31 protein-coding genes are annotated in these 26,449 nt (G+C 65.8%); 18 read left to right on the top strand and 13 right to left on the bottom strand.

All coding sequences use genetic code 11. The features are described from left to right. Positions 1–3 precede the first annotated feature (3 nt). The gene (locus tag ACFVDP_RS07010; RefSeq protein WP_383484618.1) at positions 4–771 is read left to right on the top strand and encodes a transposase; all 768 of its coding nucleotides are present in this window, start codon (positions 4–6) and stop codon (positions 769–771) included. Between the two features lie 72 nt (positions 772–843). Continuing rightward, positions 844–1,761, top strand: coding sequence for a transposase (locus ACFVDP_RS07005; RefSeq protein WP_383484615.1), 918 nt, complete (start codon positions 844–846; stop codon positions 1,759–1,761). 13 nt (positions 1,762–1,774) lie between these two features. Here the strand turns inward: ACFVDP_RS07005 and ACFVDP_RS07000 are convergent, their stop codons facing one another. Next, on the bottom strand, positions 1,775–2,269 hold the full coding sequence (locus ACFVDP_RS07000) for an NUDIX hydrolase (protein ID WP_383484612.1): 495 nt from the start codon (positions 2,267–2,269) through the stop codon (positions 1,775–1,777). A 539-nt stretch (positions 2,270–2,808) separates the two neighbouring features. Next, entirely contained in the window at positions 2,809–3,573 is a 765-nt protein-coding gene (locus tag ACFVDP_RS06995) for a hypothetical protein (protein WP_383484609.1), read from the bottom strand. A 568-nt stretch (positions 3,574–4,141) separates the two neighbouring features. On the opposite strand from ACFVDP_RS06995, the gene ACFVDP_RS06990 reads away from it, so the two are divergent. From ACFVDP_RS06990 to ACFVDP_RS06975, 4 genes are all read left to right on the top strand, one after another. After that, a complete protein-coding gene (locus ACFVDP_RS06990; protein ID WP_383484606.1) occupies positions 4,142–4,828 on the top strand; it encodes an STAS domain-containing protein in 687 nt (228 codons plus the stop codon). Positions 4,829–5,099: 271 nt separating this feature from the next. Next, positions 5,100–5,417: a hypothetical protein gene (locus ACFVDP_RS06985; RefSeq protein ID WP_383484603.1), complete on the top strand. Its 318-nt coding sequence runs from the start codon at positions 5,100–5,102 to the stop codon at positions 5,415–5,417. Between the two features lie 321 nt (positions 5,418–5,738). Continuing rightward, a complete protein-coding gene (locus tag ACFVDP_RS06980) occupies positions 5,739–6,236 on the top strand; it encodes a hypothetical protein (RefSeq protein WP_383484599.1) in 498 nt (165 codons plus the stop codon). Between the two features lie 144 nt (positions 6,237–6,380). Then, complete coding sequence (locus tag ACFVDP_RS06975; protein WP_383484596.1) at positions 6,381–6,602, top strand: hypothetical protein; 222 nt, start codon at positions 6,381–6,383, stop codon at positions 6,600–6,602. Between the two features lie 292 nt (positions 6,603–6,894). Here the strand turns inward: ACFVDP_RS06975 and ACFVDP_RS06970 are convergent, their stop codons facing one another. Beyond that, on the bottom strand, positions 6,895–7,275 hold the full coding sequence (locus ACFVDP_RS06970) for a 4-oxalocrotonate tautomerase family protein (RefSeq protein ID WP_383484593.1): 381 nt from the start codon (positions 7,273–7,275) through the stop codon (positions 6,895–6,897). A gap of 62 nt (positions 7,276–7,337) precedes the next feature. On the opposite strand from ACFVDP_RS06970, the gene ACFVDP_RS06965 reads away from it, so the two are divergent. From ACFVDP_RS06965 to ACFVDP_RS06950, 4 genes are all read left to right on the top strand, one after another. After that, positions 7,338–7,826, top strand: a complete 489-nt coding sequence (locus ACFVDP_RS06965; RefSeq protein ID WP_383484590.1) for a MarR family winged helix-turn-helix transcriptional regulator — start codon at positions 7,338–7,340, stop codon at positions 7,824–7,826. Positions 7,827–8,184: 358 nt separating this feature from the next. Next, positions 8,185–8,712: a hypothetical protein gene (locus ACFVDP_RS06960; RefSeq protein WP_383484587.1), complete on the top strand. Its 528-nt coding sequence runs from the start codon at positions 8,185–8,187 to the stop codon at positions 8,710–8,712. 214 nt (positions 8,713–8,926) lie between these two features. After that, the gene (locus tag ACFVDP_RS06955) at positions 8,927–9,169 is read left to right on the top strand and encodes a hypothetical protein (protein ID WP_383486012.1); all 243 of its coding nucleotides are present in this window, start codon (positions 8,927–8,929) and stop codon (positions 9,167–9,169) included. Between the two features lie 530 nt (positions 9,170–9,699). Further along, a complete protein-coding gene (locus ACFVDP_RS06950) occupies positions 9,700–10,695 on the top strand; it encodes a hypothetical protein (protein ID WP_383484585.1) in 996 nt (331 codons plus the stop codon). A 51-nt stretch (positions 10,696–10,746) separates the two neighbouring features. Here ACFVDP_RS06950 and ACFVDP_RS06945 read toward each other — a convergent pair whose 3' ends face one another. Further along, complete coding sequence (locus tag ACFVDP_RS06945; RefSeq protein ID WP_383484583.1) at positions 10,747–11,247, bottom strand: hypothetical protein; 501 nt, start codon at positions 11,245–11,247, stop codon at positions 10,747–10,749. A gap of 160 nt (positions 11,248–11,407) precedes the next feature. Between ACFVDP_RS06945 and ACFVDP_RS06940 the strand changes: the two genes are divergently transcribed. From ACFVDP_RS06940 to ACFVDP_RS06925, 4 genes are all read left to right on the top strand, one after another. Beyond that, positions 11,408–11,893, top strand: coding sequence for a hypothetical protein (locus ACFVDP_RS06940; protein ID WP_383484580.1), 486 nt, complete (start codon positions 11,408–11,410; stop codon positions 11,891–11,893). 108 nt (positions 11,894–12,001) lie between these two features. Next, complete coding sequence (locus tag ACFVDP_RS06935; RefSeq protein WP_383484577.1) at positions 12,002–13,195, top strand: polymorphic toxin-type HINT domain-containing protein; 1,194 nt, start codon at positions 12,002–12,004, stop codon at positions 13,193–13,195. Positions 13,196–13,347: 152 nt separating this feature from the next. Further along, on the top strand, positions 13,348–13,692 hold the full coding sequence (locus ACFVDP_RS06930) for a hypothetical protein (protein WP_383484574.1): 345 nt from the start codon (positions 13,348–13,350) through the stop codon (positions 13,690–13,692). 176 nt (positions 13,693–13,868) lie between these two features. Continuing rightward, positions 13,869–14,543 (top strand): hypothetical protein, encoded by a 675-nt coding sequence (locus tag ACFVDP_RS06925; protein WP_383484571.1) that lies wholly within the window; start codon positions 13,869–13,871, stop codon positions 14,541–14,543. Between the two features lie 342 nt (positions 14,544–14,885). On the opposite strand, the gene ACFVDP_RS06920 is transcribed toward ACFVDP_RS06925, so the two are convergent. Continuing rightward, on the bottom strand, positions 14,886–15,287 hold the full coding sequence (locus tag ACFVDP_RS06920) for a hypothetical protein (RefSeq protein ID WP_383484568.1): 402 nt from the start codon (positions 15,285–15,287) through the stop codon (positions 14,886–14,888). Between the two features lie 86 nt (positions 15,288–15,373). After that, entirely contained in the window at positions 15,374–15,982 is a 609-nt protein-coding gene (locus ACFVDP_RS06915; RefSeq protein WP_383484565.1) for a hypothetical protein, read from the bottom strand. A gap of 262 nt (positions 15,983–16,244) precedes the next feature. Here ACFVDP_RS06915 and ACFVDP_RS06910 point away from each other — a divergent pair, with 262 nt between their 5' ends. Beyond that, positions 16,245–17,174, top strand: a complete 930-nt coding sequence (locus tag ACFVDP_RS06910; RefSeq protein WP_383484563.1) for a helix-turn-helix domain-containing protein — start codon at positions 16,245–16,247, stop codon at positions 17,172–17,174. Positions 17,175–18,195: 1,021 nt separating this feature from the next. Here ACFVDP_RS06910 and ACFVDP_RS06905 read toward each other — a convergent pair. Further along, positions 18,196–18,849 (bottom strand): hypothetical protein, encoded by a 654-nt coding sequence (locus ACFVDP_RS06905; protein ID WP_383484561.1) that lies wholly within the window; start codon positions 18,847–18,849, stop codon positions 18,196–18,198. After that, positions 18,846–19,529 (bottom strand): hypothetical protein, encoded by a 684-nt coding sequence (locus ACFVDP_RS06900; protein WP_383484559.1) that lies wholly within the window; start codon positions 19,527–19,529, stop codon positions 18,846–18,848. The genes ACFVDP_RS06905 and ACFVDP_RS06900 overlap by 4 nt, the downstream gene beginning before the upstream one ends. 111 nt (positions 19,530–19,640) lie before the next feature. Between ACFVDP_RS06900 and ACFVDP_RS06895 the strand changes: the two genes are divergently transcribed. Together ACFVDP_RS06895 and ACFVDP_RS06890 are read left to right on the top strand one after the other, a co-directional pair. Then, the gene (locus ACFVDP_RS06895; protein ID WP_383484556.1) at positions 19,641–20,063 is read left to right on the top strand and encodes a hypothetical protein; all 423 of its coding nucleotides are present in this window, start codon (positions 19,641–19,643) and stop codon (positions 20,061–20,063) included. A gap of 45 nt (positions 20,064–20,108) precedes the next feature. Continuing rightward, on the top strand, positions 20,109–20,363 hold the full coding sequence (locus ACFVDP_RS06890) for a transposase (protein WP_383484553.1): 255 nt from the start codon (positions 20,109–20,111) through the stop codon (positions 20,361–20,363). Between the two features lie 190 nt (positions 20,364–20,553). On the opposite strand, the gene ACFVDP_RS06885 is transcribed toward ACFVDP_RS06890, so the two are convergent. The 3 genes from ACFVDP_RS06885 to ACFVDP_RS06875 form a co-directional block, all read right to left on the bottom strand. Next, the gene (locus ACFVDP_RS06885) at positions 20,554–22,545 is read right to left on the bottom strand and encodes an SUKH-4 family immunity protein (RefSeq protein ID WP_383484551.1); all 1,992 of its coding nucleotides are present in this window, start codon (positions 22,543–22,545) and stop codon (positions 20,554–20,556) included. 427 nt (positions 22,546–22,972) lie between these two features. Further along, positions 22,973–23,245 (bottom strand): DUF6406 domain-containing protein, encoded by a 273-nt coding sequence (locus ACFVDP_RS06880; RefSeq protein WP_383484548.1) that lies wholly within the window; start codon positions 23,243–23,245, stop codon positions 22,973–22,975. Positions 23,246–23,247: 2 nt separating this feature from the next. Beyond that, positions 23,248–23,811: a C2 family cysteine protease gene (locus ACFVDP_RS06875; protein ID WP_383484545.1), complete on the bottom strand. Its 564-nt coding sequence runs from the start codon at positions 23,809–23,811 to the stop codon at positions 23,248–23,250. A gap of 437 nt (positions 23,812–24,248) precedes the next feature. Between ACFVDP_RS06875 and ACFVDP_RS06870 the strand changes: the two genes are divergently transcribed. Next, positions 24,249–24,785 carry a hypothetical protein gene (locus ACFVDP_RS06870; RefSeq protein WP_383484542.1) on the top strand — a complete coding sequence of 179 codons (537 nt, stop codon included), beginning with the start codon at positions 24,249–24,251 and terminating at the stop codon, positions 24,783–24,785. A gap of 213 nt (positions 24,786–24,998) precedes the next feature. Here ACFVDP_RS06870 and ACFVDP_RS06865 read toward each other — a convergent pair whose 3' ends face one another. Next, positions 24,999–25,652 carry a CoA transferase subunit B gene (locus ACFVDP_RS06865; protein WP_383484539.1) on the bottom strand — a complete coding sequence of 218 codons (654 nt, stop codon included), beginning with the start codon at positions 25,650–25,652 and terminating at the stop codon, positions 24,999–25,001. After that, positions 25,652–26,407: a CoA transferase subunit A gene (locus ACFVDP_RS06860; protein WP_383484535.1), complete on the bottom strand. Its 756-nt coding sequence runs from the start codon at positions 26,405–26,407 to the stop codon at positions 25,652–25,654. Before ACFVDP_RS06860 ends, ACFVDP_RS06865 begins: the two co-directional genes overlap by 1 nt. Positions 26,408–26,449 lie beyond the last annotated feature (42 nt).

Genomic DNA, 26,449 nt, shown 5'->3' with positions numbered 1-26,449 from the left:
GGTGTGACTGCAGTGATCGCGGCGTCGGTGCCGTCCTGGACAGGTCCCTTCACCGGGCTGAGCCCGCGCTGCTTCCGCAGGCTAGTGACCGCCGTGCGGCGCGAGACCGCTGCCGGACTTCAGCGGGGGCGGCCCTGGGGGCTCCCACCTGAGGATCGCATTCTGCTTGTCACGGCCTACTGGCGCACGAACTTGACCATGCGCCAGATCGCCCCGCTGTTCGGCATCTCGAAATCGGCCGCAAGCCGGATCATCGACCACCTCGGGCCGCTGCTCGCACTCCAGCCCCGCAAGCGGTTCGCGAAGAACACCGTCCTGATCGTGGACGGCACCCTGGTTCCCACCCGTGACCACACGATCGCAGAGCAGTCCAAGAACTATCGCTATTCCACGGCCCATCAGGTGATCATCGACGCCGACACCCGCCTGGTCGTCGTGGTCGGCCGGCCCCTGCCGGGAAACTGGCACGACTCCCGCGGCTGGGAAGAATCCGGTACCAAGGCCGCCGTCGGCAAGACGATGACCATCGCAGACGGTGGCTACCAAGGCACCGGACTGGTCATCCCGCACCGGCGGCGCAAAGGCGAGGACCTCCCGGCCTGGAAAGAGGCACACAACCACTCCCACAAGCAGGTCCGGGCCCGCGTCGAGCACACCTTCGCCCGCATGAAGGGCTGGAAGATCCTGCGCGACTGCCGACTCAAAGGCGACGGCGTTCATCACGCGATGCTCGGCATCGCCCGCCTGCACAACCTCGCCCTCGCCGGGTAAGCACAGCGGGGAACGCGGCGACCGACCTCTCCTCCACCAACTCCAAGATCGTTACGGGACAACCCTTAGCCAATGCAAGTCGCTGACCGGTGGCACTTGTGGAACAACCTCGTTGATGCCGCCGAGCGGGCTGTCTCCCGGCATCGCGAGTGTCTGCGCGTCCTCCTGCCCGAATCGGTCGGGAAGGAGGACGCGGACGAGCTCGTGCTGTCCGGTGAGACCCCGGCCTCGCCGTGGAAGAGTGACCGGTTCTCCAAGCGCATCCGGGCCAGACACGCCACCGTCCACGCGATGCTCGAAGCAGGCCACAGCCGCCGTTCCATCGGTCGTCAGCTCCGCATGACACACCGAACCGTCAAGAGCCTGGCTGACGCCGCCATACCGGAAGACCTCTTCACCGGCCAGTACCGGTTCAACCGAGCCACGGCCGTTGACGAGTACAAGCCCTACCTCGACAAACGCTGGGATGAGGGATGCACGAACGCTTGGAAGCTGTGGAAGGAGATCATCCCGCTCGGCTACACCGGCAGCTACGGCATCGTCAGCGCCTACATCAGGAAGAAGCGCACTTCACCCTGCCGTGTCACCGCCCAGCCGCCAACACCTCGCGCTGTCACCCGGTGGATTCTCAGCCGGCCAGAGACCCTCACCGACACCGAGCACATGCGGCTGAAGGAAGTTCTGGCCAACTGCCCTGAACTCGAAGCCCTCACCGGCCACGTCCGGTCCTTCGCCGAAATGCTCACCGAGCGCCAAGGCCACCGTCTCCCGCAGTGGCTCGACGCTGTCCGCAGCAACGACCTGCCCAGCCTTCACACCCTCGCGGCCGGCATCGACCGTGATCGCGACGCCGTCATCGCCGGACTCACCTTGCCCTGGAGCTCTGGCGCAGTCGAAGGCCATGTCAATCGGATCAAGATGCTCAAGCGTCAGATGTTCGGCCGTGCAGGCTTTGCCCTCCTGCGGAAGCGAGTCCTGCTCGCGCCATGAAGGGAGTGCCTGTTCACAGGCCGAGCCGGATGGGCTCAGACGGAGCACCGGCGGTGATCAGTGTCGTCAGGCAAGACGCGAGGTCACGCGGGGAGAACAGGTCCGAACCGGCATAGGACGCGATCTCGCGAGGGTGCCACCACTTCAGACCGCTGATGCACTCCGCGGCAAGCTGGTCGTCGGACAGAGTTCCGCGCGGCTTGAATGCGGCAGTGCGTATGAGGAAGTAGTCGTTGATGACGCCGTCATAGCCCTCGGCATGTCCAGGGGCCACAACTTCCTGGTGCCAGACGTGCGGCGGATCGGCTGTGACGGCAAGCCCAACCTCTTCCTGCAGCTCGCGGCTCAGCGCGGCAAGCTGCGTCTCACCCGGCTCGATCCCTCCGCCGGGAGTTGCCCACACCACGGTTCCTGCTGGCTCTGGAATCGTGAACCGGCACAGAAGGATTCGCTCGTCCTCGTCGAGGATGATTGCGCGGACTGAATGACGCAGATTCACAGACGGCATCCAGACACGCTAGCTGCGTGCAGCTAGGCGATGTGATCGAACAGGTAGGCCAAGCCCAGTAGCTCACCGTTACCCACGGAAGCTGAGCCAGAACCCGTCTCACCTACGAAGCCAGTGCGCCGAGCCTCTACGGCGTAGCCTCTGTGCTGTGCGCCTGTCGGTGGCGCTGAGCCGGTCCGCAGCATGGAGGGCCATCGTGGCAGGGACCCCGTGCGGTGGCCCTCGCCTGCAGGTACCTTCCCGAACCGAAAAGGACGCCTGCCCCTGGAGTACGTCCAGGGCCCGGCCAGGAGACCAAGGGACTCCAGGAGAAGGGATCAGACAAGCGGGCTGAAGCCCACGCCGCCGAGGCGCCCGGGCCATGAGGCGCGAAGGGCGGAGACAAACCGAAGCCCTGTCTGTGCAGCCAGCCTCGGAGTTGTCAGAACGCAAGTTGTCCCACTCCCGGCTCAGGCGGGCTGAGCATCGTCCATGGCACCAGCCCGCCCGAACTGGCACTCAAAGTCATGGTCATCACTCACACGGTGCGCGTCGACGGCTCAGTTGTGGTTCTCGTCGATGGTGACGGCGGTGCCGTGGTTGACCTTGACGACGACGTCGATGCTCTTCTTGGCGGCGGCCTTGAGCTCGTCCTCACTGCACTGCTTCATCTGTTCACGGTTGCCGCAGATCAAGCCGGCTCCGTTGATGGCGGTCTCGGTGGAGGTGAGGAATGCCCGCTCGCCCTCGTCGTTCACTACGGTGTACTTCCCCGGGGCCAGGTAGGCGAGCTTGCCGCTCCAGAGGCCGGACGTCTTGTCGTTGTCGTTGCTGGAGTGGTCCTCGACAACGCTGACAGCGATGCCGTTCTTCAGCTTGACGGTGGCGGACACGCCGTCCTTGGCGGCGGCTTCGAGCTCGTGCTCGCTGCAGGGTGTGGCGGCCTGGCCGGCTGCGTCGCCGCAGATCTTTCCGGCTCCCTGGATGTCAGTGTCGGTCGCGGTGAAGAACTGCTGCTTGGTGTCCTTGAGATCGGAGACGGTGTACTTGCCGGGGGCGAGGTAGGAGACCGTGCCGAACCAGGTACCGGTCACCTTCTTGCTGTCGGACTGGCTTCCCGCGGTGGTGTCGGCTTGGGCGTCGTCACCGCCGGAAGCCTTGTCGTCGCTGCCGGACATCGCCTTCGCGTCCGAGGCCGACGTCGAAGGGCTGGAGGTGGTCGCCTTCTTGCCTTCGGAGCCACCGTCCTGGCAAGCCGTGAGGAGTGTGGTCGTGGCTATCAGGGCGGCGGCGGTCAGGACGGTCTTGCGGTGGGTGCGAAGCATCGTGTGTCTCCCCGTAGGCGTTGCTGATGTGCGGTTGACCGGTAGTCCCGGCTGTGTCCTTGGTCGATCAACACCCTGCCTGCCGCGATGATCGCGGTGGAAGGGCAGTTACGAGGTGATGACACGCCTGAGGTGTTCACGGGACGCATGGGCACAAGAAGGGCACAATCTGCCCTGTGGGGGCACACTTTCTACTGAAATCCGTGAAGGAACATTGCGTCAGCGCAGGCGCTCTACCGAGCGGACTCGGTTGGGAGACTCCGCGTGCGGTGACGTCACTGGCCGCCGCATCCCGAAACCCGATGCCGGCGAGCACCCGGTTGAGGGCCTTCGAGTTCTGGTGAACAGAGTGGAGGGAGGGGCGGACGTGGCGTGCTCATGAGATCTCCATCTTTGTCGTCATGGTCGCCGGAGCCCTTCACTGATTCTGGCGTTCTGCGTAACAACCTGTTCGAATCGGTGTCTGAAGGAGTGATGGCCGATCACGGCTGTTTCGCAACGGCGCGGTGTCCACGTTCGTGTGGCCGTGCTCGCGTTGCGGACCGACGCTCTCAGGAGTCGAAGAGCAATGCAGTGGACCAGCCGTGCGGCGGCGCACGGGACGCACGTTCTCACCGTGACCGGAGATGTCGGCGCCCTCAGCCTGCGACAACTGCGTCATCCACTGACCCGACTTGTAGGGCAGGGGTACAGGTCTGTCGTCGTGGATCTCAGTGGCGTGGCGCGCTTCAGTTGGTCTGGCATCAAGGTGATTGCCGGGTTGCGTCTGCCGGTCACTGGTCGCGGCGGGACGTTCAATCTCGCCGGAGGCAGCAGCGTGCGCCGCGCCGTCACTCACTTTCGGGTCGAGCACGCCCTCGGTCTGTTCGCGACGCCCGGCAAGGCGGTGTTGGGCTGTGCCCCGGAACCCTTCCTGCGGCCTGGGCAGAGCGTCTGCGACTGGTGCGGTGCGGTCACACCAACCAGCGAGCGCATCAACGAGATCGTGCGGGACTCCTCGTCCGAGCATGCCGGAGACCCGCTGTTGGAGGGGACTCGGATGGTTGTCGGCTGTGGGCACGGTCATGTCGCCGCCCTGATCGAGCACTACGGCGCACGCCCCTATAACGAGGTCGAGGTATGGGCGTCCCGGATCGACTGGATTCTTGAAGACAAGGGAGAAAGCTTCAACGGTCCTGCTCTCGCTGATGAGGCCGGCCTGGACCTTGATCAACTGCGCCGGGCCATGGCGTGGCGCACAGGACAAGACGCCTAACGACCTCGTGCACGATAAGCATCGCCCCAGGTCAGCAGATCGTTCCAACGCTCAGTCCGAACCGCTGACCTGCGCTGATTCTGCGACAGCGCTTATCATGCACGAGGTCGTAAGGGCTGTCCTGTAGATGGCGAGGGTGGCCGCGGATGAGACGATCCTGGCGCGACAGGGTGGACGCCGTCTTGGCCGCGGACGGAGTCCTGGAACCCGTTCCACAGCCCTTTGATGACGGTCCAGGGTGCTGGAAGAGGTATGAGGAATGGGTGTTGACGTGCTGCTGATGCAGGTGGCGCAGCGAGGAACGAGCCCCAAGAAGCGTCGACTGACCACGGTGGACTTTGTCCCGGACGGGGCGGACCTTTTCTCCGTTGTGTGCGCGAATAGCAGTCTGCCGATGCTCGCCCGCGTGGACCCGTACCGCACCCGAATCCTTACGTCGGCAGACATGCCCCAGTTCCTCTCCGAGATCGATGCCACCTGTGACCTCGTGATGGGGCAGGGAGAGCGAGACCTCCTGAAGCAGATTCGCGGGCTGGCCGAGCGTTGCGCTGAAGCCGCGAGTCTTGAACTCCACCTGGAGGGCGACTGAGAGTTGCCCCTCGCGTGTGGCCACAGGGTGAGGCGATTGCGGGACAACCCTTAAGCAGCCATGGCCCGTCAGCCTGGCAGAGCGCGGATCACCGCAGCATGTGGTTTTCCGTCAGCCCCGTGACTCGCCACGCTCGCGGCGGTCAACATCGTGGCCAAGGGACAGGGAAGGCGGCTTACGTCCCCCGCACTGCGAAACAGTGAGTATGCGGGCGAGTTCCGGTTCTGGTCCAACTTCTGTGGAGATCTCACGCTCTGTAACCTGCTGGCGCTGGGTGGCCCTTCGTGACTCGTTGACAGACCTGCTTGGGATCATGCCCACATGGACTTCGACCTCGCCCCACCGACCGGCGTTGGCCCGTTGCGGATCGGTATGACTCGGCACGCGGCCAACACGGCGCTGGATTCGCTCCGCGATCTCTCCGCGGTCTCGGAGTCTGATCGGCCGGGGCAGCACGTCTTCCGTCTCAGCGGACTGATGATCAGCATCCACTGCATGCGAGACATGCTTGAAGCCATCGAGTTGGGAAGGCCGTCGTCCCGGACGGACCGAGTGTTGTTTCAGGGTGTGGACGTGTTCGCGCTTCCGGCCCGCGAGGTTGTCCAGTGCATGGGCCAGTTCACCTCGGTTGAGGAAGATCCTGACGACGATGCTTCATTCATTGCCCCGGACTTGCTGCTGAGCTTCTGGCGTCCGTTCGCGGCCGACGATGAGCCCGAGGAAGAGCAGGGCTACCACTTCAGCTCGGTCCTGCTGGCACGGCCTGGCTACTACGACACGCCTGCTCAGGCTGCGGAGCGACTCCAGCAGAGTTCGTGACGGGCCCATCAGGACGCCAGCAGAGACCAGTCCCTGACGATCGCCAAGGAGGAAAACGGCAAGCCGCTGCGTGTCACGGGTATGCCAGGAGACGACGCGGACAAGTGGCAACTGCTCAACGGCGAGTGGACGCTCGGCTGACAAGTGAGCCCCGTACAGCGCCGAAATCGGGAATGCGGGACACAAGGCTGCCGCTGGCACCCGCGGGGCGCGGGCGCCGCAGCGGAGTTCCGCAAGGACCTGCTCCCTGGTGCCCTGGAGACCGTCATCGACGCGGCCAACACCCTGGACGACACCATTCAGCGGATCCTGCGTGAAAGCGGCCTGGATCGGGTGCTCCCCATCGACCGCTGGCGGCGTCTGTGATGAGTGATCCGTCTGGGGAACAGGGCCCGGCGGAGCGGATTGCACTTGGGGGTGGGTCTTCTGCAGGGAACAAGAATTCTTGTCTTGCGTGGGCGGCTAGGTTGTTGATCAGCGAGCCAGTTGATCGAAGCCGCCCGCTTTTAAATCGTCCATCCACAGCGGTATTTGGCGTGCGACCGAAGGCTGACCCCGGTGGACCGGATAGCACTCGCAGGTCGGGGCGGACGAACGCACACGGCACCCTCTGGCCTGCGGCCAGGAATGCATTCTCAGCTTCCGGCCCGAACCGGGGTCACACGGCGAGGGCGCCGCCGACGAAGGTACGTTCTGGCGGTGACGCCACGAGTTCGACCATGGTGCCGGCGCGGAGGTCATCGCCGGCGACGCGCGTGATCGCGTCGGTGAGTGCGACGCCGAGGCGCGCGGTGATCTGGGCGGCGTCGGGCCGGTCGAATACGCCGGCACGGACACCCAGAACCACGGAGGCATTCGTATCCACGGCCTTGCCGCCCTGCGCGAAACGGCCTGCGGGGACTCCGGCCAGGCGGACGCTTACGAGCTCGCGGGCCCATTCGCCATAGACGTTGACCACAGCGTCGGTCAGTGCGACGACGAGCATGGATTCGTTCCCGGCCAGCCTCTTCTCTGGAAGGTGGACGGTCAGATGCGGCATAGTGGGCTCATTCCCTTTGAATCCAAAGCCTTTGTCTGTAAAGGTATCTGGAGAGGTGTCTGATGTCCACGGAATCGGACGGACCAGCCGTCAACGAGGCTGTCCGCACTCTGCTGTTGCTCATGCCGCGCCTTGTCGGTCGGGCCAAGCGCCTTCCCATGCCTCTGGCGCTCCAGGGTCTGGACCTGGCGCCGCGGCACCTCGCACTGCTTGCCCACCTGGAGTACGACGGCCCCACCAGCATCAACGAGCTGGCCGCTCGGCTGGAGGTGGCCCCGACGACGGTCAGCCTCATGGTCAGCGAGCTGTCACGGCCGGGCGTCCTGCAGCGCACCGCCGATCCCGCCGACCGTCGCCGCCGCATCGTCGCCATCGCCCCTGCCTATGTCGCACCGATCAGCGAATGGCTTTCTGCCAGCGCCTTCGCCTGGAAACGCGTCATGCGTGGCCTCGATCCCGCGGAGCGCGCCACAGTCATCACGGCCCTGCAAGCCTACGAGGGCGCCCTGGAACAGGCGGGCGACCAGAGTCGGAGCGCGCAGCTGCGTTAGCGAGCCGAGATTTGTCTCGACGCACCAAGTCCCCGCGTGAGGAACAACATCTGCTCGCTACGGCGCAGGCAGCAATGGCCCTGACGATCGCGACGCCCGCCGAACCCTCTGCCTCTCCCGGCGCGATGAGAGAACGGGCCCGTTTGGCACGCGATCGCCTACGGACCCTGCTCACGGAGCCGGGCGCCGCCAATCAGCAGGCCCAGTCCGCCCGAGCAATACTGCACGAGCTAGACCTGGACCTACCGGCGACCGAACGCTGCGGGCCCCGGAGTTGTTGTGGCTGATTCCCCCGGGAGCGTCACGACACCGAGGTCGGAGGGGAACACCGTCGGAAATCTCCGGTAGATCTGACGGCATGAACCTCAACGACCTCAGCTCGCTGATGGAGCGCCGCCAGGACGGCGGCCTCAGCTTCGAACGCTTCCGCGCCGACCCGGCATTGGCCGCCCTGCAGTGGCCGGACGACGTACTGAGGGACTTCCTCTTCGACCACGGCCCCTTCGTGGACGACTACGCAGACCTCGATCTGAGCACGATCACCTGGACGCTGGAGACGATCCCGGCAGCGGGCTTTCACACCGTGCCGACCGGCGAGAGCGACGCCGGACTGATCGAGCACTTCGCACAGAACCCGGTGCACTGGGTCACGGTGCGGCCTCTGGAAGTCGGCCGGCACTGGGAAGACCACGGGACGTGGCTGCGCCCGCCGCTCCTGATCGACCGATGCCTCGTGGATCCAGCGGGCAGCGGACTGCAGGTCCTGGAGGGTCGAACCCGCGTCGGTGTCCTGCGCGGCCGCCTCCGCGAGGAACTGCACGTCGCCTCAGAACATCAGGCTTGGGTCGGGCGCTCGCAAGCCAGCACTACCGAACGACCTCACTGATGTCAGTGCCACCCACTAACCTCTTGCCAACGCAGTGCAGGGGACGGAGGGTCAGCCATGGGACTCATCGACGAGATTCGAAACTGCTGGCTCGTGCGAATGTTTGTGATGCCAACGTGCACGGTGGCGGTGTTCCGTTCGAGCGAAGGGCTGAGCCGTGTCCGACCAACCTGAGGTCGTCTGTATCTGTGGCTCTGCTCGGTTCGTGGACGAGATGCGTGCAGTGAACCGCGATCTGACCTTCGCAGGGGTCATTGTTGTCGCGCCGGGCGAAGCAGACGAGTTGATCACCGACAAGCACAGAACAGTGCTGGACGCCCTCCACCTGCGCAAGATCGACCTGGCTGACCGGGTTCTGGTCGTCAATCCTGGCGGGTACATCGGTGAGTCCACGAGCAGGGAAATCGCCTACGCCCACGCAACCGGCAAGCCGATTTCGTTCACCGATCCCGTTTGACCAGTTGGCGCTTCGCGATAGTCGTGCCCGTTGGGCAGCACGCAGATCCGCCCTCAGCGGCCATGCTGAGAAGCCGTTGTTCTATCGGTCTTGAGTGCGGTGCGATCGAAAGCGGCTGCCGGATCGGATGAATCTGCTCGTGTCCGTGCATGAGGACAGGGCCTCTCGTACAGTTCGGAGTTGCTGAGACACCGAGCACGACGAACCGCTCCCGGAGCAACTCCGCGTCGCGCAGCTCGGCAAGAACCGGGTCGGTTTCCTGACGCAGCACCTCAACGCGCCTCCGGCACCCCGCTCCCGCTCCTCCAGCAAACCAACCGTCCCCATATCGAGGTGCGCACTGTCCGGTCGCAGGCGCACAATGCGAGTCCAGCCCCGGGGCACGGTCCCACGGGTGGAAACGACGTGCGGCGCTGACGACAACCGCAGCGCGCCCAGAGGAGTTCCGACGCATGTCATGCAGCGAAGACACCGGCCGTCAGAACAGTCCCGCCGGCCACGAAAACGGGGCGCCACCTGATACGAGCCCCGTGAAGCTCCACTCCTACGTCCTCTGCAAGTACGACGAGGCCAGACGCCGGGGCGACATCGACGACTGGACCGACCATTCCGACATCGGCGCGTCCTTCGACGGACGCATCCTGACGGCTGAGGAGTATCAACGGACCGAGGACCGTTACATCGCGGCTGCCGACATCCTCGCGAGAGCGGCCGGCGCCTCGCACTTCACCCTGCGGAACGTCTTCCTGCACAACCCTCCGCCGGCCTGGCTCGGAGAGGTGCACGAGGGCCGAATCGTCGACAAGACCTCAGCCCTGCGGATGCTCAGGGGACACATGTCCGGAGACACTCCCGCTGCCTGGTTCGACAGCGAGGAGATGTGCATGATGATGGGCTTCGACTTCTACATGCACGTACAGATCCCTGAGCGAGCCCTCGCGTCTCTCGATGAGATCGAGGAGATGGGTCTTTTCGTCCTGGGAGACCAGGAGCAGGACGAAGACGAGGAAGTGCACGTCTCACGGCACGCCGATGACACCTTCTGGACCGAGGTGGCCGGGGAGTTGGCCGTCAGGTCGTCCGCACAGCAACAGGAAGCCCGGACGCTTGTCGTGGAGCGCTGGGCCGGCGGAAGACTCGGTCACCGGTTGTGGCTCGTGGCAGCCGACGACCTCTCTTCGGTGGCCGCATCGGTGAAACGTCAGGCGCTGATCTCCGCCTTCATCGATCTACAGATCCACGCGACCTCTCGGGGCGAGGTCGCGCGTGCCGTGGAGGCCGCACGACGGGCCCAATCGGACGATGACGGAGCAGACGTGGTGATCTTCCCGCTGGCCGGCGACAGAGAACTCCACACCCTCACCGTGCAATGGGATGACCCCTTGCCGGACGACGGTGACCTAGCCCCAGGACAGGAGTTCGGGGTATTCCCGTGGCCGGCAGGGGACGCGGTTCGCCTAGAGGCGGTCGTGCCGGGAGACGACGGTAGTGTCACCGCCCGTTGGGTGGCCTCTTCGACATCGTGATGCCGCCCGCGGGACCTTCAGGGCTCATCGCGGCTCCGGACCGACTCCGCTTCAGGGGCAGTTGCCGTATCGATCGTGGCGTTTGCTGATCGAACGGCATTCCCGTTCGGGTGGTCGCGGTGCAACAGCCGCATAAAGGCAGGGCCTCCGGTGCAGCTCATGGGTTGTTGGGGTGGCGGGGTGATGCTTGAGTGCCATCCGCGCCGCCACCAGGTCAGGGCCGCTGTACGTGGACCAGTGGCGGTGGGTGGAGACCTTGGCGGTGGCGGTCTCCAGGTCGCGCCAGAGCTGCTCGTACGTGACCTTGTCGTCATCGTTCCAGCCGGGGAGTCGGGCCGGGCCGATGCGTAGCCGGCGACCTTCCCGCCGTGCGGTGCCTCGGGCGACTCCCACCCGTCGGAGGGTTCCACGGACCAGGGCAGAGTGGGGGCGTATGGCGAAGTGGTGCAGCTCGGCGTAGAGGGTGGCGGCGTGCTTCTGTGCGGCGAGCAGGTCGTTGGGGAAGTCGTGGGAGTCGGGCTTGCGTCCGAGATTAGTCCGGTGGTCCGACATTCAATGATCCTGACCCGTCGCAGCGAAGGTTGAGCGTTCTCATCGAACCTTGGGCGTCGTCTTCTTCCTCAGCTCGATCTTCGCGGTGAGGGAACGGCCGAGAGCGAGCGTTGGATAGCTACGTGGTCAGCGCCGAGAGACTTGATACGGTCGTCTGCCCTTGGCGGCCCTCGACCCGAAGCAGGCCCCGAACCATCTGGAGGCCACTTTCATGCGGCTCGTCTTTCACAACATCGGGGCCCAGGACCTGTCCAAGCGCGGCTACACGCCGGGCAACGCGCCGGTCGAGGCCCTGCTATTGGACATCGAGGCGGACCTGTCCATCGAGGAGGACGGCCGAACACTGTGGTCGGAGGAGCTCTTCCAGGTTGCCGAGCTGGCTTATGAACTGGCGCGATGGCTCCAAGTCCCAGAGGAAGACCGGGGCAACTTCGACCTCGACTCGATGGACTGGGCAGAGCGTGGAGTCATCCGCATCGTCCGCTCCGATGACGGCTGGAGGGTCGGGACGGTGCTCGAACCGGACCTCTGGACCGCCCCGATGTCCTGGGATGACCTGGTCGCGGAGATCCGCCGCTTCGACTGTGCGGTACGCGAAGCGACCGCCTCTCTTGGCATCAACCCGGAATTCATCCCTAGCGCGTGAACGAGCTCCCCAGAGGCCACGTCCGCGCCCGTCATGATGGCCTCACCCCGGACCACGGGTGGGCCACTCAATCTTCGGTGAGAACGCTCAACCTTCGCTGCGACCGGCATGTGCCTCGACCCGGGCAATGGACGCTGCGTCCCCGACGACGGCGGAAAACTCGGGAACCAGAAGCCTGAGAAGCAATGGAACAGAACGTGGAGCGACGGCAAAAGCAGCAGTACCGGAAAAGGCAAGACGTCCAGCGGTACCATCCAAGCCGTCGGAAAGGCCCCCGACGGGCAGCCGCTGGTCGACGGAATCCGCGTCCCCAAGTACAAAGAGCTCTCCGAGTTCACATCCGGCGATCCCAATACAGACACCTACGCCTACCGGTTCCAGAAGTGGGTCTTCAACTCCTGTAACTCAGGGCCCGACGGCAAGAGTTGGGTGGCCTTCTGTAAACACGCGGACAAGGCCGGTCTGCTCGCGCAAGGCGACGACCCGTTCGGCATCAAGGTCAACATTCGATGCATCACCGGACACGGGGACTGCACAGAAGCAGTCATCACTGACCTACTGACCGTCGCCACCTGGGGGCTCGGCAAGGCCGCCACCAGCGCCCGCTTCCTGGCTATGGCCGAGAAGGTAGCACCGGAGAGCGTCGCAGCGCTGCGATCGATCGGACTGATCTGCAGCTTCAGAGCAGACACCAAAGTTCTTCTGAAGAACGGCAAGACCAAGCCGATCAGCAAAATCAAACCCGGCGAACAGGTCGAAGCAGCCAACCCTCAGAATGGCCGCCACCAAGGAGCGCGGGAGGTTGCTGCTCGCCTTGTCCATAAAGACAGCGACCTCGTCGACCTGAAGGTGCGAGGCGTAGCAGGTAAATTCAAAACGCTGCACACCACCGCCGGGCATCCCTTCTGGGACGAGACGGCCGGTGCCTGGGTCCCCGCGGCCAGCCTCACGCCGGGCCATAAGCTCATCACGGCGGAGAACCGTCGCGTCAGTGTCGTCGAGACGACGGTACGCAACGGCACCGCCGACATGTACAACCTGACGGTCCAGCAACTGCACACCTACTATGTGCTGGCGGGTCGCACACCGGTACTTGTGCACAACTCGATGGCAACGTGCTCCGACGCGGCTTTCCAGACAGTGCTCCATAATGAGCAGGAAATCATCGACGGGAAAACGAGCCACATTATCCCTGGAATGGACTCCAGAACGCCTGGAGGCGCGGACGCACTCGCCGATTATGTGGATCACGTCACCAGTGTGCCCGGAACCCCGCTGCTCAATGGTGGGGGTGAGGCTTGATACGATAAGGAGAGGGGCGTGTACATCTTCCGGGGCGGCACCCCTGCCGTCCCTAGCGGATCAGTTTTCCGCGCTTCGCCGGAGTATTTCACCAAAAAATCCGGAGTGCAGATCAGTCAATGAATCTCAATTGGTCCGGAGAAGCGTACGAGATGCTCCTCGCGTCGCCACGAGAGCATCAGTTGATACGTGACACGATCGTGGAGGCTGACTACGTCGTAGGCGGGCTCCCTGATGCGGACTGGGTCGCACGGCTCGGGCGCACCAAGGCCGAGGTGGAGGATTTTCTCAGGGGCTGGGGAGAGTTCCTCCCCTCTCGGAACCTTTCGGTGGCCGACCTAGAACTCATCAGATCGTGCTTCGCGGAGACGCTGGAATTCTTCTCCGACGCGGAATATCAAATGCGGATGAACTGGGCAAAGGGGGAGTCCTCCGTCGTGTTCACCGGCCTGCTGGATGATCGGAGAAGGATCACCATCAACCGGCAATGGGGATGAGCCTGACCAGCCGTCCGCCCGCGCGTGGCACCCCTTGTGGAAGGCCGTCCCGTCGGTGCTTGCCGTGCGCTCCGAACGGCGCCAGATGGTCCGTGCCCGGGAAGTCATCGACGCGCCTCGTGAGGCTCGTCTGGTCATCGCGGCGGCCCCGGAGGAGGCCAGAGATTTCTCCTCTCTTGACCGTGAACCTGTGCATCGCACCTCCACTGCGTTATCGCAGCGCCGAGTACGGGCTCCACGCCTTGGCCAGCGAGATCGAGATCCTGCTCGACGACATGGCAGACGGCCTGTGCACCGGAGACGTCGACGCAGAACGCGCCCAGCAGTGGCGTATCGCGGGCGAACGTGCACAGCGCGCCGTCGGCCAGGCGCGGGCAGGCCTGAGCACAGTGGAGAACAGCATCCTCTTCAACCCGCGGCGCCTGCTCCCGTCCCACCGCGGCAATCTCACCTTCAGCCGATACCACCAGAGCGTCAACGCCCTGGAACGGGCCGTGTACCAATTGGGCTCGCTGACGCGGAGCCTGGGCCAGTGGCGCGACACGGAAGACACGTACACCTACGCTCCCACCCTCAAGACCTACGCGGACTTCGCGCTGTGTCTGCGCGATATCGCGCACGTCGTCGCCGAACTGGACGGCGACACGCTCGCAGAACAGGCGGACGAGATGTGCGAGTTGGCGACGCAAGCGCAGGAAGCCTTGCAGAAGGTCTTGAACTCGGCGCAGGAGAGCAGGCTCCCCCTGGCCGATTCCACGCGACCCTACGGTGTTCTGGTTGTAGAGGCCTCCCGGCTGATGGATGAATTCCAGAACACCTGCGACGTCCTCAAAGACACCATCGATGCCTGAACAGTGACGGCAAAGTGCCGGCGGCGATGATCAGCCAGGCCCATCGGCCGGCCTGCTCAGGGGGCGTGGCCGAGGCGCCGCCAGTTCAGCTTCTGACGGAGGAACCGGAAGGCGTGGTCGAGATCGAAGGGGCGGGTGCGTAGGCCCGCCAGAGCGGGTCCGGATCGGCGTTCTCGCAGCAGGCATTGGATCTGACGGGCGGCGAGCGTGCTGGGCGTCTCACCTGGGGCTGTTGTACCGACCTCTGCGGAGGCGCACCCAGTCGGTCAGTCTCTGGCGGTCCGAGCACACGACCAGGGACGGCCATCGGACCCTTCCAGCCCGCAGGGACAAAGGCGAAGCTCAGGGCCGATTCAGAACGATCGAGTTGATGGGAGTCAGGTCGACGTGCCACGCGACGCGCGGGATGCCGCCGAACGTGCAGTCGACGCCGTTGTAACCCCGGCACACGTCGAAGGTGGCGTTCGAGCCGCCCGTCTGGTTGTTGGCGACCCAGTGGTAGCCGTACTGATTGCTCAGGTTGTGGGCGCCGTAGCTGTAGTAGATGTTGGTGATCCTGTTGGGGTCAGGAGGGCCGGCCGGTTCCTTCGCGGGGTCCTGGCCGTAGACGCACACCGCTCCAGCGGGACAGCCGTAGTAGGCGTCAGTTGCGGTCGACGCCTCGGCTGCGCCCGCGCCGCTCAGGCACATGACGATCAGAGTGGCGCAGCCGAGAGCCGCGGCGACGGGACGGGGTGTTTTCAAGATCTCTCCTCCTGATTGCCTCGATGGTTCTTCCGGACCGGTAGGTGCCTTTCCTGCTCGTTCAGAGCTGGGTGAGAGAGGGGGCGTCAGCAGTTCTTCACGGTGTGGACCCATGACCAGTCGGCGACGTCGTCCGAGGAATAGGCGCCGGAGTCGGCCCAGCGGACAACAAAGTCGTTGTCCTTGAATCCGGCTTGAGTTCCCGGGGTCTGATTGTTGATCCACGACCCGTTGCCGAACCACGGGATCTTGTAGTCGGCGCAGTAGTACATGTCGATGACGTCGCCGGACCAATTCACGTCGCTGTAGGCGCAGAAATGTCCGTAGCGGCATGTATAGGAGGCTGCCTGAGCGATGTCACTCCGGTCCGCGTCGGCCCTGCTCGGGAGTGCGAGCGTAAGCACGGCTCCCGTACCGAGTCGGATGCGGTTGGCGGCGATCTGGGTGCCGCCCACGTCGGCGATGTAGCCATCCACGCGGTTCTGAAGGGCCGTGGCCTCTGCGGAGGTCAGCTGCGATCCTCTGGGCTGCCCGGCGGAGCCTCCGACGAGTGCCGGGTCGGCGGTGGCCGTTCCGCACAGCGCCAAGACGGCGGCCAGGCTCGCCGATCCGGCGACGATGCCGCGCGCCCACCTCCGACGGTGCCCGTGTCGTTCGTCACCCAGCCCTGTGGCCGCGCCCCATCGGCCGGCCACGGAGGCCGAATCTCGTACTGCCGCCCGTGATCTTGGTGTGACACCGCGCATGTGTTCCCCCTGATTTCCTTGAACTCTTGTCACTCGAACCCTGCCGGGACACCGCCGAGTGATGATCCCCCGACTTGTGGCACTCGTTTAACGACCGTAAGCGGGACGCCGCTCCCACGCGCACCATTGCGTGCACAGCGGCACCCAAACCGCGCACAACGTGTGCGGACACAAGTAGAATTGCTGCGTCGGGCGTTGGGGGTGCACGGGCATGACAGGTCGTGAAGGCTACCGGCTCAAAGGAACCGAGTCGTTCGAGACTCTTGCCTCTGCTCTGTTCGCGCCCTTGCGGGTGAACGATGCCGGAAAGCCCGCATTCGAGGCCGTAGTCGATCACGCGGACATCGGGCCCCTCGTCGTCGCGCGTATCCAGGCAGACGCGGCGACGGTGACAAGGGACAACCGCTGCATCAAGTCCGGTGACACCGAGTGGATGCATTTCAATCTGCACCACCACGGCGCAGTGACGGCCATTCAGGGTGACCGAAGCACCTCGGTGAAGTCCGGTGAGCTCTTTGCCTGCGACAACACCCGGCCGTACCGGCTCATAGGCGCCGACTCCATTGACATGACCGTCCTCTGTGTTCCCCGCGCAAACCTCGGCAGACATGCGGACACGATCAGCGCGCGCACGGCGTCACCTTTGTCAACGCAGGGAGGAATCGCCAGACTCATCAGCCACGCCTTCCGGACGGCCGACGAGGATCCGCCTTGCCAGAGGGCCGCGCGTACGCACCTGGCCGACGCGCTCACCGCACTTATCCTGGCCGCTTTCGCCGACACGTCCCCTGAACAGGCATCGGTCGCCAGCGACCTTCTCGACCGTATGCGCGCCTACACGCTGGCCCATCTCGGGGACCCCCGGCTGACCGCGGAACGAGTCGCTCGCCGGCACCACATTTCCGTACGGCACCTTCACTCCCTCTTCAAGAGCTGTGATCTGACCTTCGCCGCATGGGTCCGGCACGAACGCCTGGTGCGGATCCGTCGGGATCTTCTCGAAGCCGCTGCCGCGGATTCAACCGCCGCGATCTCGGCACGGTGGGGCGTGCAGGACAGCAAGCACCTCGGACGTGCGCTCAAACACGAGTTCGGCGTAACCGTCAGCGACCTGCGCAGGACGGACGGTCCGTCAAGCTGACCCTTCATGTCGGACCGCGGGCCCGACGCGGTGCGCTTCTGGCACTCTCGGGCGCCTGACGGAAGACGCCACAGGTGCTATTGCCGCTCGGCGGCCCGTCGTGCGATCGCCTCCGTCCGGTGTGAGAGGTAAACCGCGCCGAGCATTTGTTTCGCCGCCGGTTGGTGTCCGGGGTTCACTAGGCTGTGACGGTCGTGGCGAAGACCCGAACGCTGCCCGGACCGCATATGGAGGTGGGAATGCTCCGGTATCCCGGCGGTGGCCTGTACGCGGTTGCTGTCTTCGCCTGCTCGGGGGATCTGGCCGCATCGCGTACGGGAGTGGACGCGGCGATCAACGCCACAGCGCGATTCGCCGTCGATTCGCCGTCGATTCCCCGCACAGAGGGGCCTCTGACGTGTGCTCATATGCATCTCGGCTTCGGGGCATACCGCGACCGGCAATAAATCTTGGCCCACCCTGAACGCACCCCCACCGCCGGTGGCCCGTGCCGTGTTCCGTATCTGGACGTGCGCTGTGATCCGCACGGCGAGATGCGGCCGCCAGCCCGGTACCAGTTGCCAGCGCGACAGCTGACCAAGATGCGGTGCGGGCCGCAAGTCTCGTCGATGGCCCGCACCGCACGAAGCAGGCTATAGCGGTCCCGTGCTCCCCGGTTCTGCGAGTTTAGGGTTCCCGGGCTGTCACCGTGCGAAGGGACGGTCAGCGGGGCGTTCGGGCAGGAGGCGAGTTCCCTGTCGAGCGTGGTCTTCTCTGCTGGGGCGATAGCGAGTTGCCAGCGCATTTTGGTGGCGATCCAGTCTGTGTCGTGCTGGCAGCGGTCGCCGGCGAACGGGGGCAGCCAGGTGGCCGGGTCCTGGTCGGCCTTGGATCGGTTGAAGGCGCGGGGGTTTCCGGAATCCTGAGCGTTGGGAGGCCGGAATCTGTAGGTCGGCTGATGGCTGTGGTGGTCCTGCGCGTGGGTTCGTCGTGGTGTACGGGCTTTGGCTTCCCGAGCGTTCGCCGTGCCGCATCCGAGTGGCTATCTCGCGGGCCAGTGTGGGTTCGGCATGCCGTCATCGCTCATGTGCGCCCGCTGCCAGATCCCGTTCCAGTTGAATGGGGTCTCTGGTACGAACCGGTGCCGCTGGCCGCACGGACATGGCGCCAGCACCCACGCGCACCCACGGCACAGCTCGACCCAGCCATGCCCGGTCGAGCTCAGCACTGGTGGTCCCTCGTCTCCGCAAGCCGGGCATCCGGGCAGATCGGCGCCGTTCAGAAGCGCATTCTGCCGCCGGACGTACTGGGACAGTCGCAGCGACGGGTGGCGACGCGGGTCTTCGAACCATGCACGTTCCGGGCTCTCCCACCAGCTCCGTAGCCACCACGGCCGAGGGTTCGGTACAGCCCGCCGCCCGGCCTGCTTCTCCGCCCGACGCTGCACGGCGTACTCCTCTGCCCGCACGAGCCACAGCACACGTGCCTCGTGCAGTTCCTCCACCGCCCGCGCCAGCGCGTCCGGGTCCGTCTCCAGATGCCGGGGGATCGCGGCGCTGAGCGTGAGGTGGTGGTATGTCGCCCGCAGGCCGTAGGGAGCGAAAACGGTGAGGCATGTGCGCAGCGCGCTGTGCCGCCGATAGAGAGGGAGTCGGGCGTCGTGCACGCGCGCCCGGTGGGTCAGGAAGCTGGTCATTGTGTGAGCTCTAGGTCCAGTGCCCGGGCCAAGGCGGCCGTGACGGCGACTGCGTGTGTCGGCAGATGTTCTTCGGCCCAGGTTCCAGCAAGGCTGTGGAAGTTCCGCAAGTCCGCCTCGGCACTGGTGACGAGCGCGCGCACCTGGTCCACCGGCAGTTCGATCACCGGGCTGCCGTCCTTCGCGTGGGCGTCGAGAGTCAGCCGGACGGTGTCGCCGATACGCTCGGCCGCTGAGGACGGGTCGTGGCCGAAGTAGGAGCAGCCGGTACCGTCGAGCACCTCCAGCCAGTCCCGCCAGGTTTCCAGGCCGTTGCAGCAGCCCGGCTCGACGAAGACGGTGTCGGTGGCTATGTCGGCCACCCGGAACCCGCCGGCGGCGATCAGGTCGGGCATGGTGAGCAGCCCGTGCAGGAACGCGCCGAGCGGGTCGGTCGGGCACGGCCCGTGCTCCTCCTCCGACGTGAAGTTGTTGCTGTCGGCGATCCGCATAACCGCCGTGCCGACCTCCGCCGGAGTCAGCTCCCCGTCCAGCACTAGGTAGCCGTACGACTCGTGCTCGCTAACCGGCCAGAGCGCGAAGTCGTCGGCAGCGACGATCTCCAGAACGGGTTGCATCACAATCACACAGGGATGATGCCGGACCCGCTGCGACACCGCCACGGGCTTTCGCTGCTGCAATCGGACGTCGCATCCTCGCTTAAGTCCTCGGCCGTTCTGCGGCGGGGGTGCCCCTATGAATTTGGTCAAGGGGGATGGGTGCTGGGTTCGCGCGTCTGGAACGATGTGCCTGTGCATGCTGATGATCAGGTTGGTGAGGGTGTCTCTGCGGAGTTCGCGGCGTATCTCCGGAACGCTGTCGACGGCCGTCCGGTGAAGATCGTTCCTTCCGTCTCCGGCGGGTGTGGCGGGCGCGTGTTCTTCGTGCTCGTTGACGATGTCGAGGGCGGAGCCGAGCGGGTATGCACTGGTTGCGGCAGTCGCGCGTTCATCGCCGATAGCGGGGAGTTCTGGGAGGACGCGGATCCTGGCGAGGCTTGTTGCCTGTGCGGGAGCGAGGAGTTCGAGACAGCAGTCGCGTTCTCGCTCTCTGGCGACGGGTCGGTCCGCTGGGTGACCGTTGGGCTGCGGTGCCAGAAGGACGGCGCCGCGGGGGTCTATGCCGACTGGAAGATCGACTACGGGCCCACGGATCACCTTCTGACCATGTTCTAGGTCGTGTATCGAAAGTGGATCTTGAGTAATGAATGATCTCGGTTCATGGGGCGGGGAGATCTCACGGATGAGCAGTGGGCGGTGCTGGAGCCGTTGCTGCCACGGGGCACGAAGGCGGGGCGACCGCCCTTGTGGCCTCGGCGGCAACTGATCGATGGCATACGCTTCCGGGTTCGGACCGGTGTTCCGTGGCGGGACGTACCCACCGAGTACGGCCCGTGGTCTTCCTGGTTCTGGCGGACCTGCCGGCCGAGGCTCCTCGAAAGGACAGGGAGGATCGGGAGGCGGCCGGAGGGCTGATGGCCGCCAGGGGCCCCAGTACCGCATCGGTCCCCGGCCCCTGCCTGACCTGCGGGCCCGGATCGACGAGAGCCTGCCCGACCTGTCCGAGGCGGCTGGTCGGACGCCTCTCTGCCTGACCTGATCGCCTGACTGACGCGCCGTCGCAGCCATGTCGCTCGCTGCAACCGTGCCATTCGTCCTAGCTGTGTTACTCGTTGTGGAGCACGTACGACCAGGCGGGCTGTTCTCCGCCCGCCGCATCGACGTCGGCCAGCGCCCCCAGGACCCAGTACGTGATCTGTCCGCGCTCGGGGCTGCCCGGAGGCAGGAGGGCGCGGGTGCGCAGCCCTGTCACCCACAGAGCGACCATGGTGAGGAAGCTCTCCAGACTCCGTGCGGCGGGCAGCCCGGCCAGTTGCTCCTCGTCGGGGCCGGTCGGTACGCGCAGGATGTGCCCCGTCGGTCCGTCGACGACGATCTCGCCGCCCATCCATGTACCGATCTGGAAGAAGGGCCCGCGTTCCGCCACGGATTCGACATCGTCCGGCCAGTCGACCTCGTCGAAGAGTTCGACCTCGCCGTCTCCGTAGGGGAAGAGCGCCAGATCGCCCTCGTCCATGTCCGGCAGGCCGAAGTCGGTGAAGAGGTCGCGAGTTCCCTGATGGGTCAACTCGTCCGGCAGTTCCTCGGGTTCGGCCTCGAAGATGTCTTCTTCGCCGAACAGCGCGATCAGATCGCTGTGGCTGGAAGGCGCGGCATCGACAGGGGTGCTGGGACCGGCGTCCGAGTACCCCCAGGAAAGCGGCTGCTGGCGGGAGCCGAAGGTGTCCGAGAGGACCGAGGGGTCCACACCGTTCGCCGCCTGAATGGCGAGCAGTCCCAGGTCGCCCCCGAACACGAGGACATCGCCTACGAGAAGCGGGGCGCAGGGAAGCAGGAACGCACTGTTGTCCCGAGGAGGGGACGACGCACCGAACAACTCGGCGAGTCGAGTGGGTCGTTCGGGGCCCTGGCCGCCCTGCGCGCCTGATGAGGCCGATGGGGCAGTCGCTGTCGCCGGTGGCAAGGTCAGTTCCGTGCCGTGTTCCTGCGGAATCTCCCCCTGCTCCCACGGACCGGCGACGAGCTCACCCGTCTCCACGTCCCGGATGGTGACGTACGGGTCCGTCGAGCCGCCCGCCACGCGCTTCTGCAACCCGGCAACGGCCGACCGCCCCTGCCGGCGCACTTCCGCCAGCCTGACGAACCTGCCCGCTTCGAGGAAACGCGCGTGGAATCCACCGGGCAGTCGCCAGCGGGCCCACTGCACCCGCCAGGGAAGTGCGACACCGGACGAAGCCACCGAGGAGGCGAGGGCGAGATCGTCACGCGACCAGGCCATGAGGTGAAGCCAGGAGGCCCACTCACCCTGACTGCGCGGAACGACTCCCCAGTTCCACAGATGAAGGGCGTCGGAGGCGGGGCTGTTGCCGGGGATGAGAAAGCTGCGACTGCGCGCCGAGTCCATGACCGAGGCCTGCGGCAAATGAGCCACCACACCTCCATCGCGCAGGAGTTCCTCGTACGTGCCTGCCTGTACGGCGTGCATGGCGAGCCCGGCGGCCGCGTACAGCCCGACGGCTCCGGCCTTGGCCCACCCTTCCGGATGACGGAAATCCGCGGAGGCGCGCAGCAACCACGTCACCATGTGCCGATTGACGCGGGTCAGTTCCGCGGAGTCGAACTGGTGACGGAGGACCTCGGCCACCGCCTCGTCGACGAACGAGACCCCGAGCGACCCGACCAGCACGGCGTCCGCATGTGTCCGGGCCACCTCAGTGAGTTCGCCCGCTGCCACGGTCTCGCCGGTCACGGCGGCAACAAGCTCTGCCCACACGGGCAGAGGCACACTGCGCGGCTCCGCCAGGGCGAGGGCGCGCAGGGCGGCCGGCAGGTCAGGAGCGGGTGCGAGGTCGGTCGGTTCGGCCAGCCGGAAGACGGCCTCGGCCGGAGCGCCTGACGGCAGCAACTCGGGTCGGGCGTCGGTCAGCACGGCCAGCTTCCCGCGCGCCAGCAGGGGGAGGGTGCTGTGCAGCAACCGTTCTGGCTCGTACGAGCGTCGGGTGAGCCCGGCGCGATGGGAGTTGACGAGGACCAGCAACCGCTCTTCGCTCCAGGAACCGAGCGCGAACCGCCAGTCGCCCCGCTCACCGGGTGACAAGTCAACTCCCAGCGAACTCAGGGTTTTGTGTATCACTTGCTCGGCGGTGAGCCCCGCGACATCGACAAGAACGCTCCCCGGCACGTCCTCGTGCACCCGCCGCATGACGGCCCCGGTATCGGCCCCGGCCCGAGCGACGACATGGGCGACACTGCCACCCCGCCCACCCGCACGCCACCAGACGCCCACGCGATCGGATACTTCTTCCGCAGGGATACCCATCGATGCCACAGTTGTGCCGCTCCTCGTCGCCACCGGTCCCGGAGTCCGCCACTGTAATGGGGCAGGGCGTACGTGAGAGATGCCTTGCTGATCAGGTGTGCCGGAAGCGCCGGAACTCCCATCACCCCAGGTCGGACGGCTCCTCGTCGTTTCTCCCCGCACCAGTCCGCCGGTCGGAGAATGATGGATGAGGGGGAGGGTCGCCTCATGCCGGAGCGGACTTGATACGTCGAAGCGTCACGATCCAGTCGTCCTCGCTCGGCCATCCCGTCAACTCGGCGAGCTGCCACGTCTCGTCGCCCACGGGGAAGGTCTCACCCACGCGGAGGGTGTGGAACCGCTCCTCGGCGGCGACGATCCCGAGCCGTACCCTGACCGAACCGTCAGAGTCCCTGTAGATATCCATGACCGCGAAGCTTGCGTCCCCCGTATTGCGCTGAATCCCGTGCCAGAGGCAGATCGTGTCTGGTCCACCCACCGCTAATCCTCCAATGATGTGTACTGATTGCTGCAGTATTTCATGAACTCTGCGGCGGTCAGCGGCTGCGGATGCCTAGCGTTGTGCGGATTGCGCAACTGAATCAGACCCTTGTCATCGACGGAGACGATCTCATAGGCGTGGGAACTCAGGAGGTCCTTCTCCAATTTGTTCTCCACACCTGTTCCCTTCGGGCGCGTACCGACGGCGACCGGCCTGCCGCTTTCCGTGAATTCCCGCAAATGGGCGAGGAGTTGCTTTTCCGGGCTGCGGCCTTTTATGTCGTACTGGGTCGGCAGTTCGTGGGTCTCTGCCGTACGACCGGTGAGTTGGGCCAGCAACTCGGCACGGTCGCCGGCCGACGAGCCCTGGGTGATACGGGAATAGCCCGTCAGAAGGTTGCCTTGGAAGTCCTTGTTCTGGGGGAACTGCGCGTTGTTCTCACGCTTCTTGTCGTCCCAGAACTGCTCCAGGCCCGCTATGGCCTTCTCCATGATCGCAGGCCAGGCCACGCCCACATCGTTGGCGTTGGCGTAGACAGTGACGTTCGGGAAATCGCTGTACACGGGAACATCAGGGGTGACCCGCACGGTCAGGATGCGCCCTTCGCCGTGTCCTTGGCAGGATCCCCGGGGACGGGGACGGGGACGGGGACGGGGACGGGGACGGGGACGGGGACGGGGACGGGGACGGGGACGGCGGGCGGGGACGGCGGGCGGTTCCTCTGCGACGCCGGTGCTGGGGAGCCGGAAACGAGTTGGTTTGAGGCGGCTACGGCTTCATCCTTGCTGTGCCTTGCCTTCGATGTCTGTTGCACACTTGAGGAGTTTCATGACTGGTGAGTCCCGGCCGATACCGGAAGAGGTGCGAATTCAGCACCAGGGCCTATTGGAAGCGTTCGTGCTCCGGGCTTGCCGTGTCGAGCAGCACTCGCTTGGTGCAGACCGCCGCGCCCTGCTGGGGCTGATGGGCCCTGAGCGCCTTGAAGGTGCTGTGCCGTGATGTGCCGGAGGAAGTCCAGTGGGCCAAGTCCTTCGGCAAAGCGTGGCGTGAACGGGTGGGTGAGAATCCACAGGAGCCCGGCTACACGGTCATGATGACGGACACGGACACGGACACGGGCGAGAGCGCGGAACTCACCGACCGGAAGCTCGCGTTGGCCTGGATTTACGGCGACGTCGTTCACCACGATCGTGGCCGTCGTGAAGAAGCCGGTGCGTTCAGCCTCTTCGAGCGCTACCGCGCCGCCGTGCCCCTGGTGGCTTTCACGATGGTTCACTCGATGGCTCTGCTCAACAAGATTCGCGCGCTGCAGAGGCAGGGCGTGATCACCCTGCCGCCCGGCGTCTTTGATCAAGAGGTCGTGTTGAAGTCGACCACGTGGACTGGCATAGGGCGGGCCTTCCAGGCCGCCGTGGGAACACCGGCGCCCGTGGATGCCGTGGCCGATTTCCCGGAGGGCTGGGCTCCCGTGGGCGTCCGTGAGGGCGCCGAGGCCGTGTCGCGGGAGCCGACGGGTGGCAACGCCGTTCAGGAGTAGGCGGAGGCGTGCGGGCCGGTGATGTGTCGGCTGGCCCGGTCGGCAGACGCGCGTGGCAGGAAGGGGAGTGACCGCCCCGGCCGCGAGGCAGGGCAATCTCGGACAGGACGCGGCCGGGGCGGAGCGGGTGGGGCGGTTGGGCGATGGGCTCCGCGGGTTCTGGGGTTCCGCCGGTCCGGTGGCTGTCCGGGGACACCGGACCGGCGGAAGATCTCACGGGGTCAGTCCGGCCGGCTGGGGCATGTGCAGTGGCGCCGCGGTGGCCGCGACGACCTGCTCGGCGGTGACGCCGGGCGCCATCTCGGCCAGGACGAGTCCGGCTTGGGTGATGTCGAGGACGGCGAGGTCGGTGATGATGCGGTGGACGCAGGCCCGGCCGGTCAGCGGCAGCGTGCACTCCTGGACGATCTTTGGGCTGCCGTCTTTGGCCGTGTGCTCCATCACCACGATGACGCGGCGGGCGCCGTGGACGAGGTCCATGGCGCCTCCCATGCCCTTGACCATCTTGCCGGGGATCATCCAGTTGGCCAGGTCGCCGTGCTGGGAGACCTGCATGGCGCCGAGGATCGCGGTGTCGATGTGGCCTCCGCGGATCATGCCGAACGACAGGGCGGAGTCGAAGAACGCGGCGCCGGGCAGGACGGTGACGGTCTCCTTGCCGGCGTTGATCAGGTCGGGGTCCACGGCGTCGTCGCTTGGGTAGGGGCCGGTACCGAGGATGCCGTTCTCGGACTGAAGCACCATTTGGACGCCTGCGGGTACGAAGCCGGGCACGCGTGTGGGCAGGCCGATGCCGAGGTTGACGTAGTCGCCGTCGCGCAGTTCCGCCGCGGCTCGGGCGGCCATCTCGTTCCTGTTCCAGGCCATCAGTGCTGCACCGTCCTCTTCTCGATCTGCTTGTCGGACGCCTGCTGCGCGGTGAGCGCGACGACGCGTTGGACGAACACGCCGGGCAGATGGATTTCGTCGGGGCTCAAGGTGCCCGGCTCCACGAGCTCTTCGACCTCGGCGATGGTGATCCGGCCGGCCATGGCGGCCAGGGGGTTGAAGTTGCGGGCGGACTTGTCGAAGGCGAGGTTGCCGTGCCGGTCCCCGCGCGCCGCCCGTACGAGGGCGAAGTCGCAGGTGATGGCCTGCTCCAGGACGAAGTCACGGTCGTTGAAGGAGCGGGTCTCCTTCGCGGGTGAGGCGGTGGCGACGGTGCCGTCGGCGTGGTGGCGCCAGGGGATACCGCCGTCGGCCAGGGGAGTGCCGACGCCTGCGGGAGTGTAGAAGGCGGGGATCCCGCAGCCGCCCGCGCGCAGTCGTTCCGCGAGCGTGCCCTGCGGGACAAGTTCGACCTCGAGTTCGCCGGTGAGGTACTGGCGGGCGAACTCCTTGTTCTCACCGACGTAGGAGCCGGTGACCCGGTCTATGCGGCCGGCGCCCAGCAGAATGCCCAGGCCGTGGTCGTCGGTCCCGCAGTTGTTTGAGACCACGCGCAGCGACGTCGCGTCCTGGGCGTGGAGGGCGGAGATGAGCGTGCTGGGGATGCCGCACAGGCCGAAGCCGCCGACGGCCAGCGAGGCGCCGTCGCCGATGTCGGCCACGGCCGCGGCGGCGGAGGGAGATGTCTTGTCCATGAACGTCCTTGAGAGGTCTTCGTGGGGCGCCGACAGGCGTCC

Source organism: Streptomyces sp. NPDC057694 (genome assembly GCF_042799415.1).
In the GTDB taxonomy this organism is placed as follows: Bacteria; Actinomycetota; Actinomycetes; order Streptomycetales; family Streptomycetaceae; genus Streptomyces.
This window is presented reverse-complemented; position numbering and strand designations above follow the sequence as displayed.

Coding starts and splice junctions, on each gene's coding strand:
- ACFVDP_RS07005 (WP_383484615.1), top strand. CDS start 844: ATGCAAGTCGCTGACCGGTGGCACTTGTGGAACAACCTCGTTGATGCC.
- ACFVDP_RS07000 (WP_383484612.1), bottom strand. CDS start 2,269: ATGCCGTCTGTGAATCTGCGTCATTCAGTCCGCGCAATCATCCTCGAC.
- ACFVDP_RS06995 (WP_383484609.1), bottom strand. CDS start 3,573: ATGCTTCGCACCCACCGCAAGACCGTCCTGACCGCCGCCGCCCTGATA.
- ACFVDP_RS06990 (WP_383484606.1), top strand. CDS start 4,142: ATGCAGTGGACCAGCCGTGCGGCGGCGCACGGGACGCACGTTCTCACC.
- ACFVDP_RS06980 (WP_383484599.1), top strand. CDS start 5,739: ATGGACTTCGACCTCGCCCCACCGACCGGCGTTGGCCCGTTGCGGATC.
- ACFVDP_RS06970 (WP_383484593.1), bottom strand. CDS start 7,275: ATGCCGCATCTGACCGTCCACCTTCCAGAGAAGAGGCTGGCCGGGAAC.
- ACFVDP_RS06965 (WP_383484590.1), top strand. CDS start 7,338: ATGTCCACGGAATCGGACGGACCAGCCGTCAACGAGGCTGTCCGCACT.
- ACFVDP_RS06960 (WP_383484587.1), top strand. CDS start 8,185: ATGAACCTCAACGACCTCAGCTCGCTGATGGAGCGCCGCCAGGACGGC.
- ACFVDP_RS06955 (WP_383486012.1), top strand. CDS start 8,927: ATGCGTGCAGTGAACCGCGATCTGACCTTCGCAGGGGTCATTGTTGTC.
- ACFVDP_RS06945 (WP_383484583.1), bottom strand. CDS start 11,247: ATGTCGGACCACCGGACTAATCTCGGACGCAAGCCCGACTCCCACGAC.
- ACFVDP_RS06935 (WP_383484577.1), top strand. CDS start 12,002: ATGTGCCTCGACCCGGGCAATGGACGCTGCGTCCCCGACGACGGCGGA.
- ACFVDP_RS06930 (WP_383484574.1), top strand. CDS start 13,348: ATGCTCCTCGCGTCGCCACGAGAGCATCAGTTGATACGTGACACGATC.
- ACFVDP_RS06910 (WP_383484563.1), top strand. CDS start 16,245: ATGACAGGTCGTGAAGGCTACCGGCTCAAAGGAACCGAGTCGTTCGAG.
- ACFVDP_RS06905 (WP_383484561.1), bottom strand. CDS start 18,849: ATGACCAGCTTCCTGACCCACCGGGCGCGCGTGCACGACGCCCGACTC.
- ACFVDP_RS06890 (WP_383484553.1), top strand. CDS start 20,109: ATGGGGCGGGGAGATCTCACGGATGAGCAGTGGGCGGTGCTGGAGCCG.
- ACFVDP_RS06865 (WP_383484539.1), bottom strand. CDS start 25,652: ATGGCCTGGAACAGGAACGAGATGGCCGCCCGAGCCGCGGCGGAACTG.
- ACFVDP_RS06860 (WP_383484535.1), bottom strand. CDS start 26,407: ATGGACAAGACATCTCCCTCCGCCGCCGCGGCCGTGGCCGACATCGGC.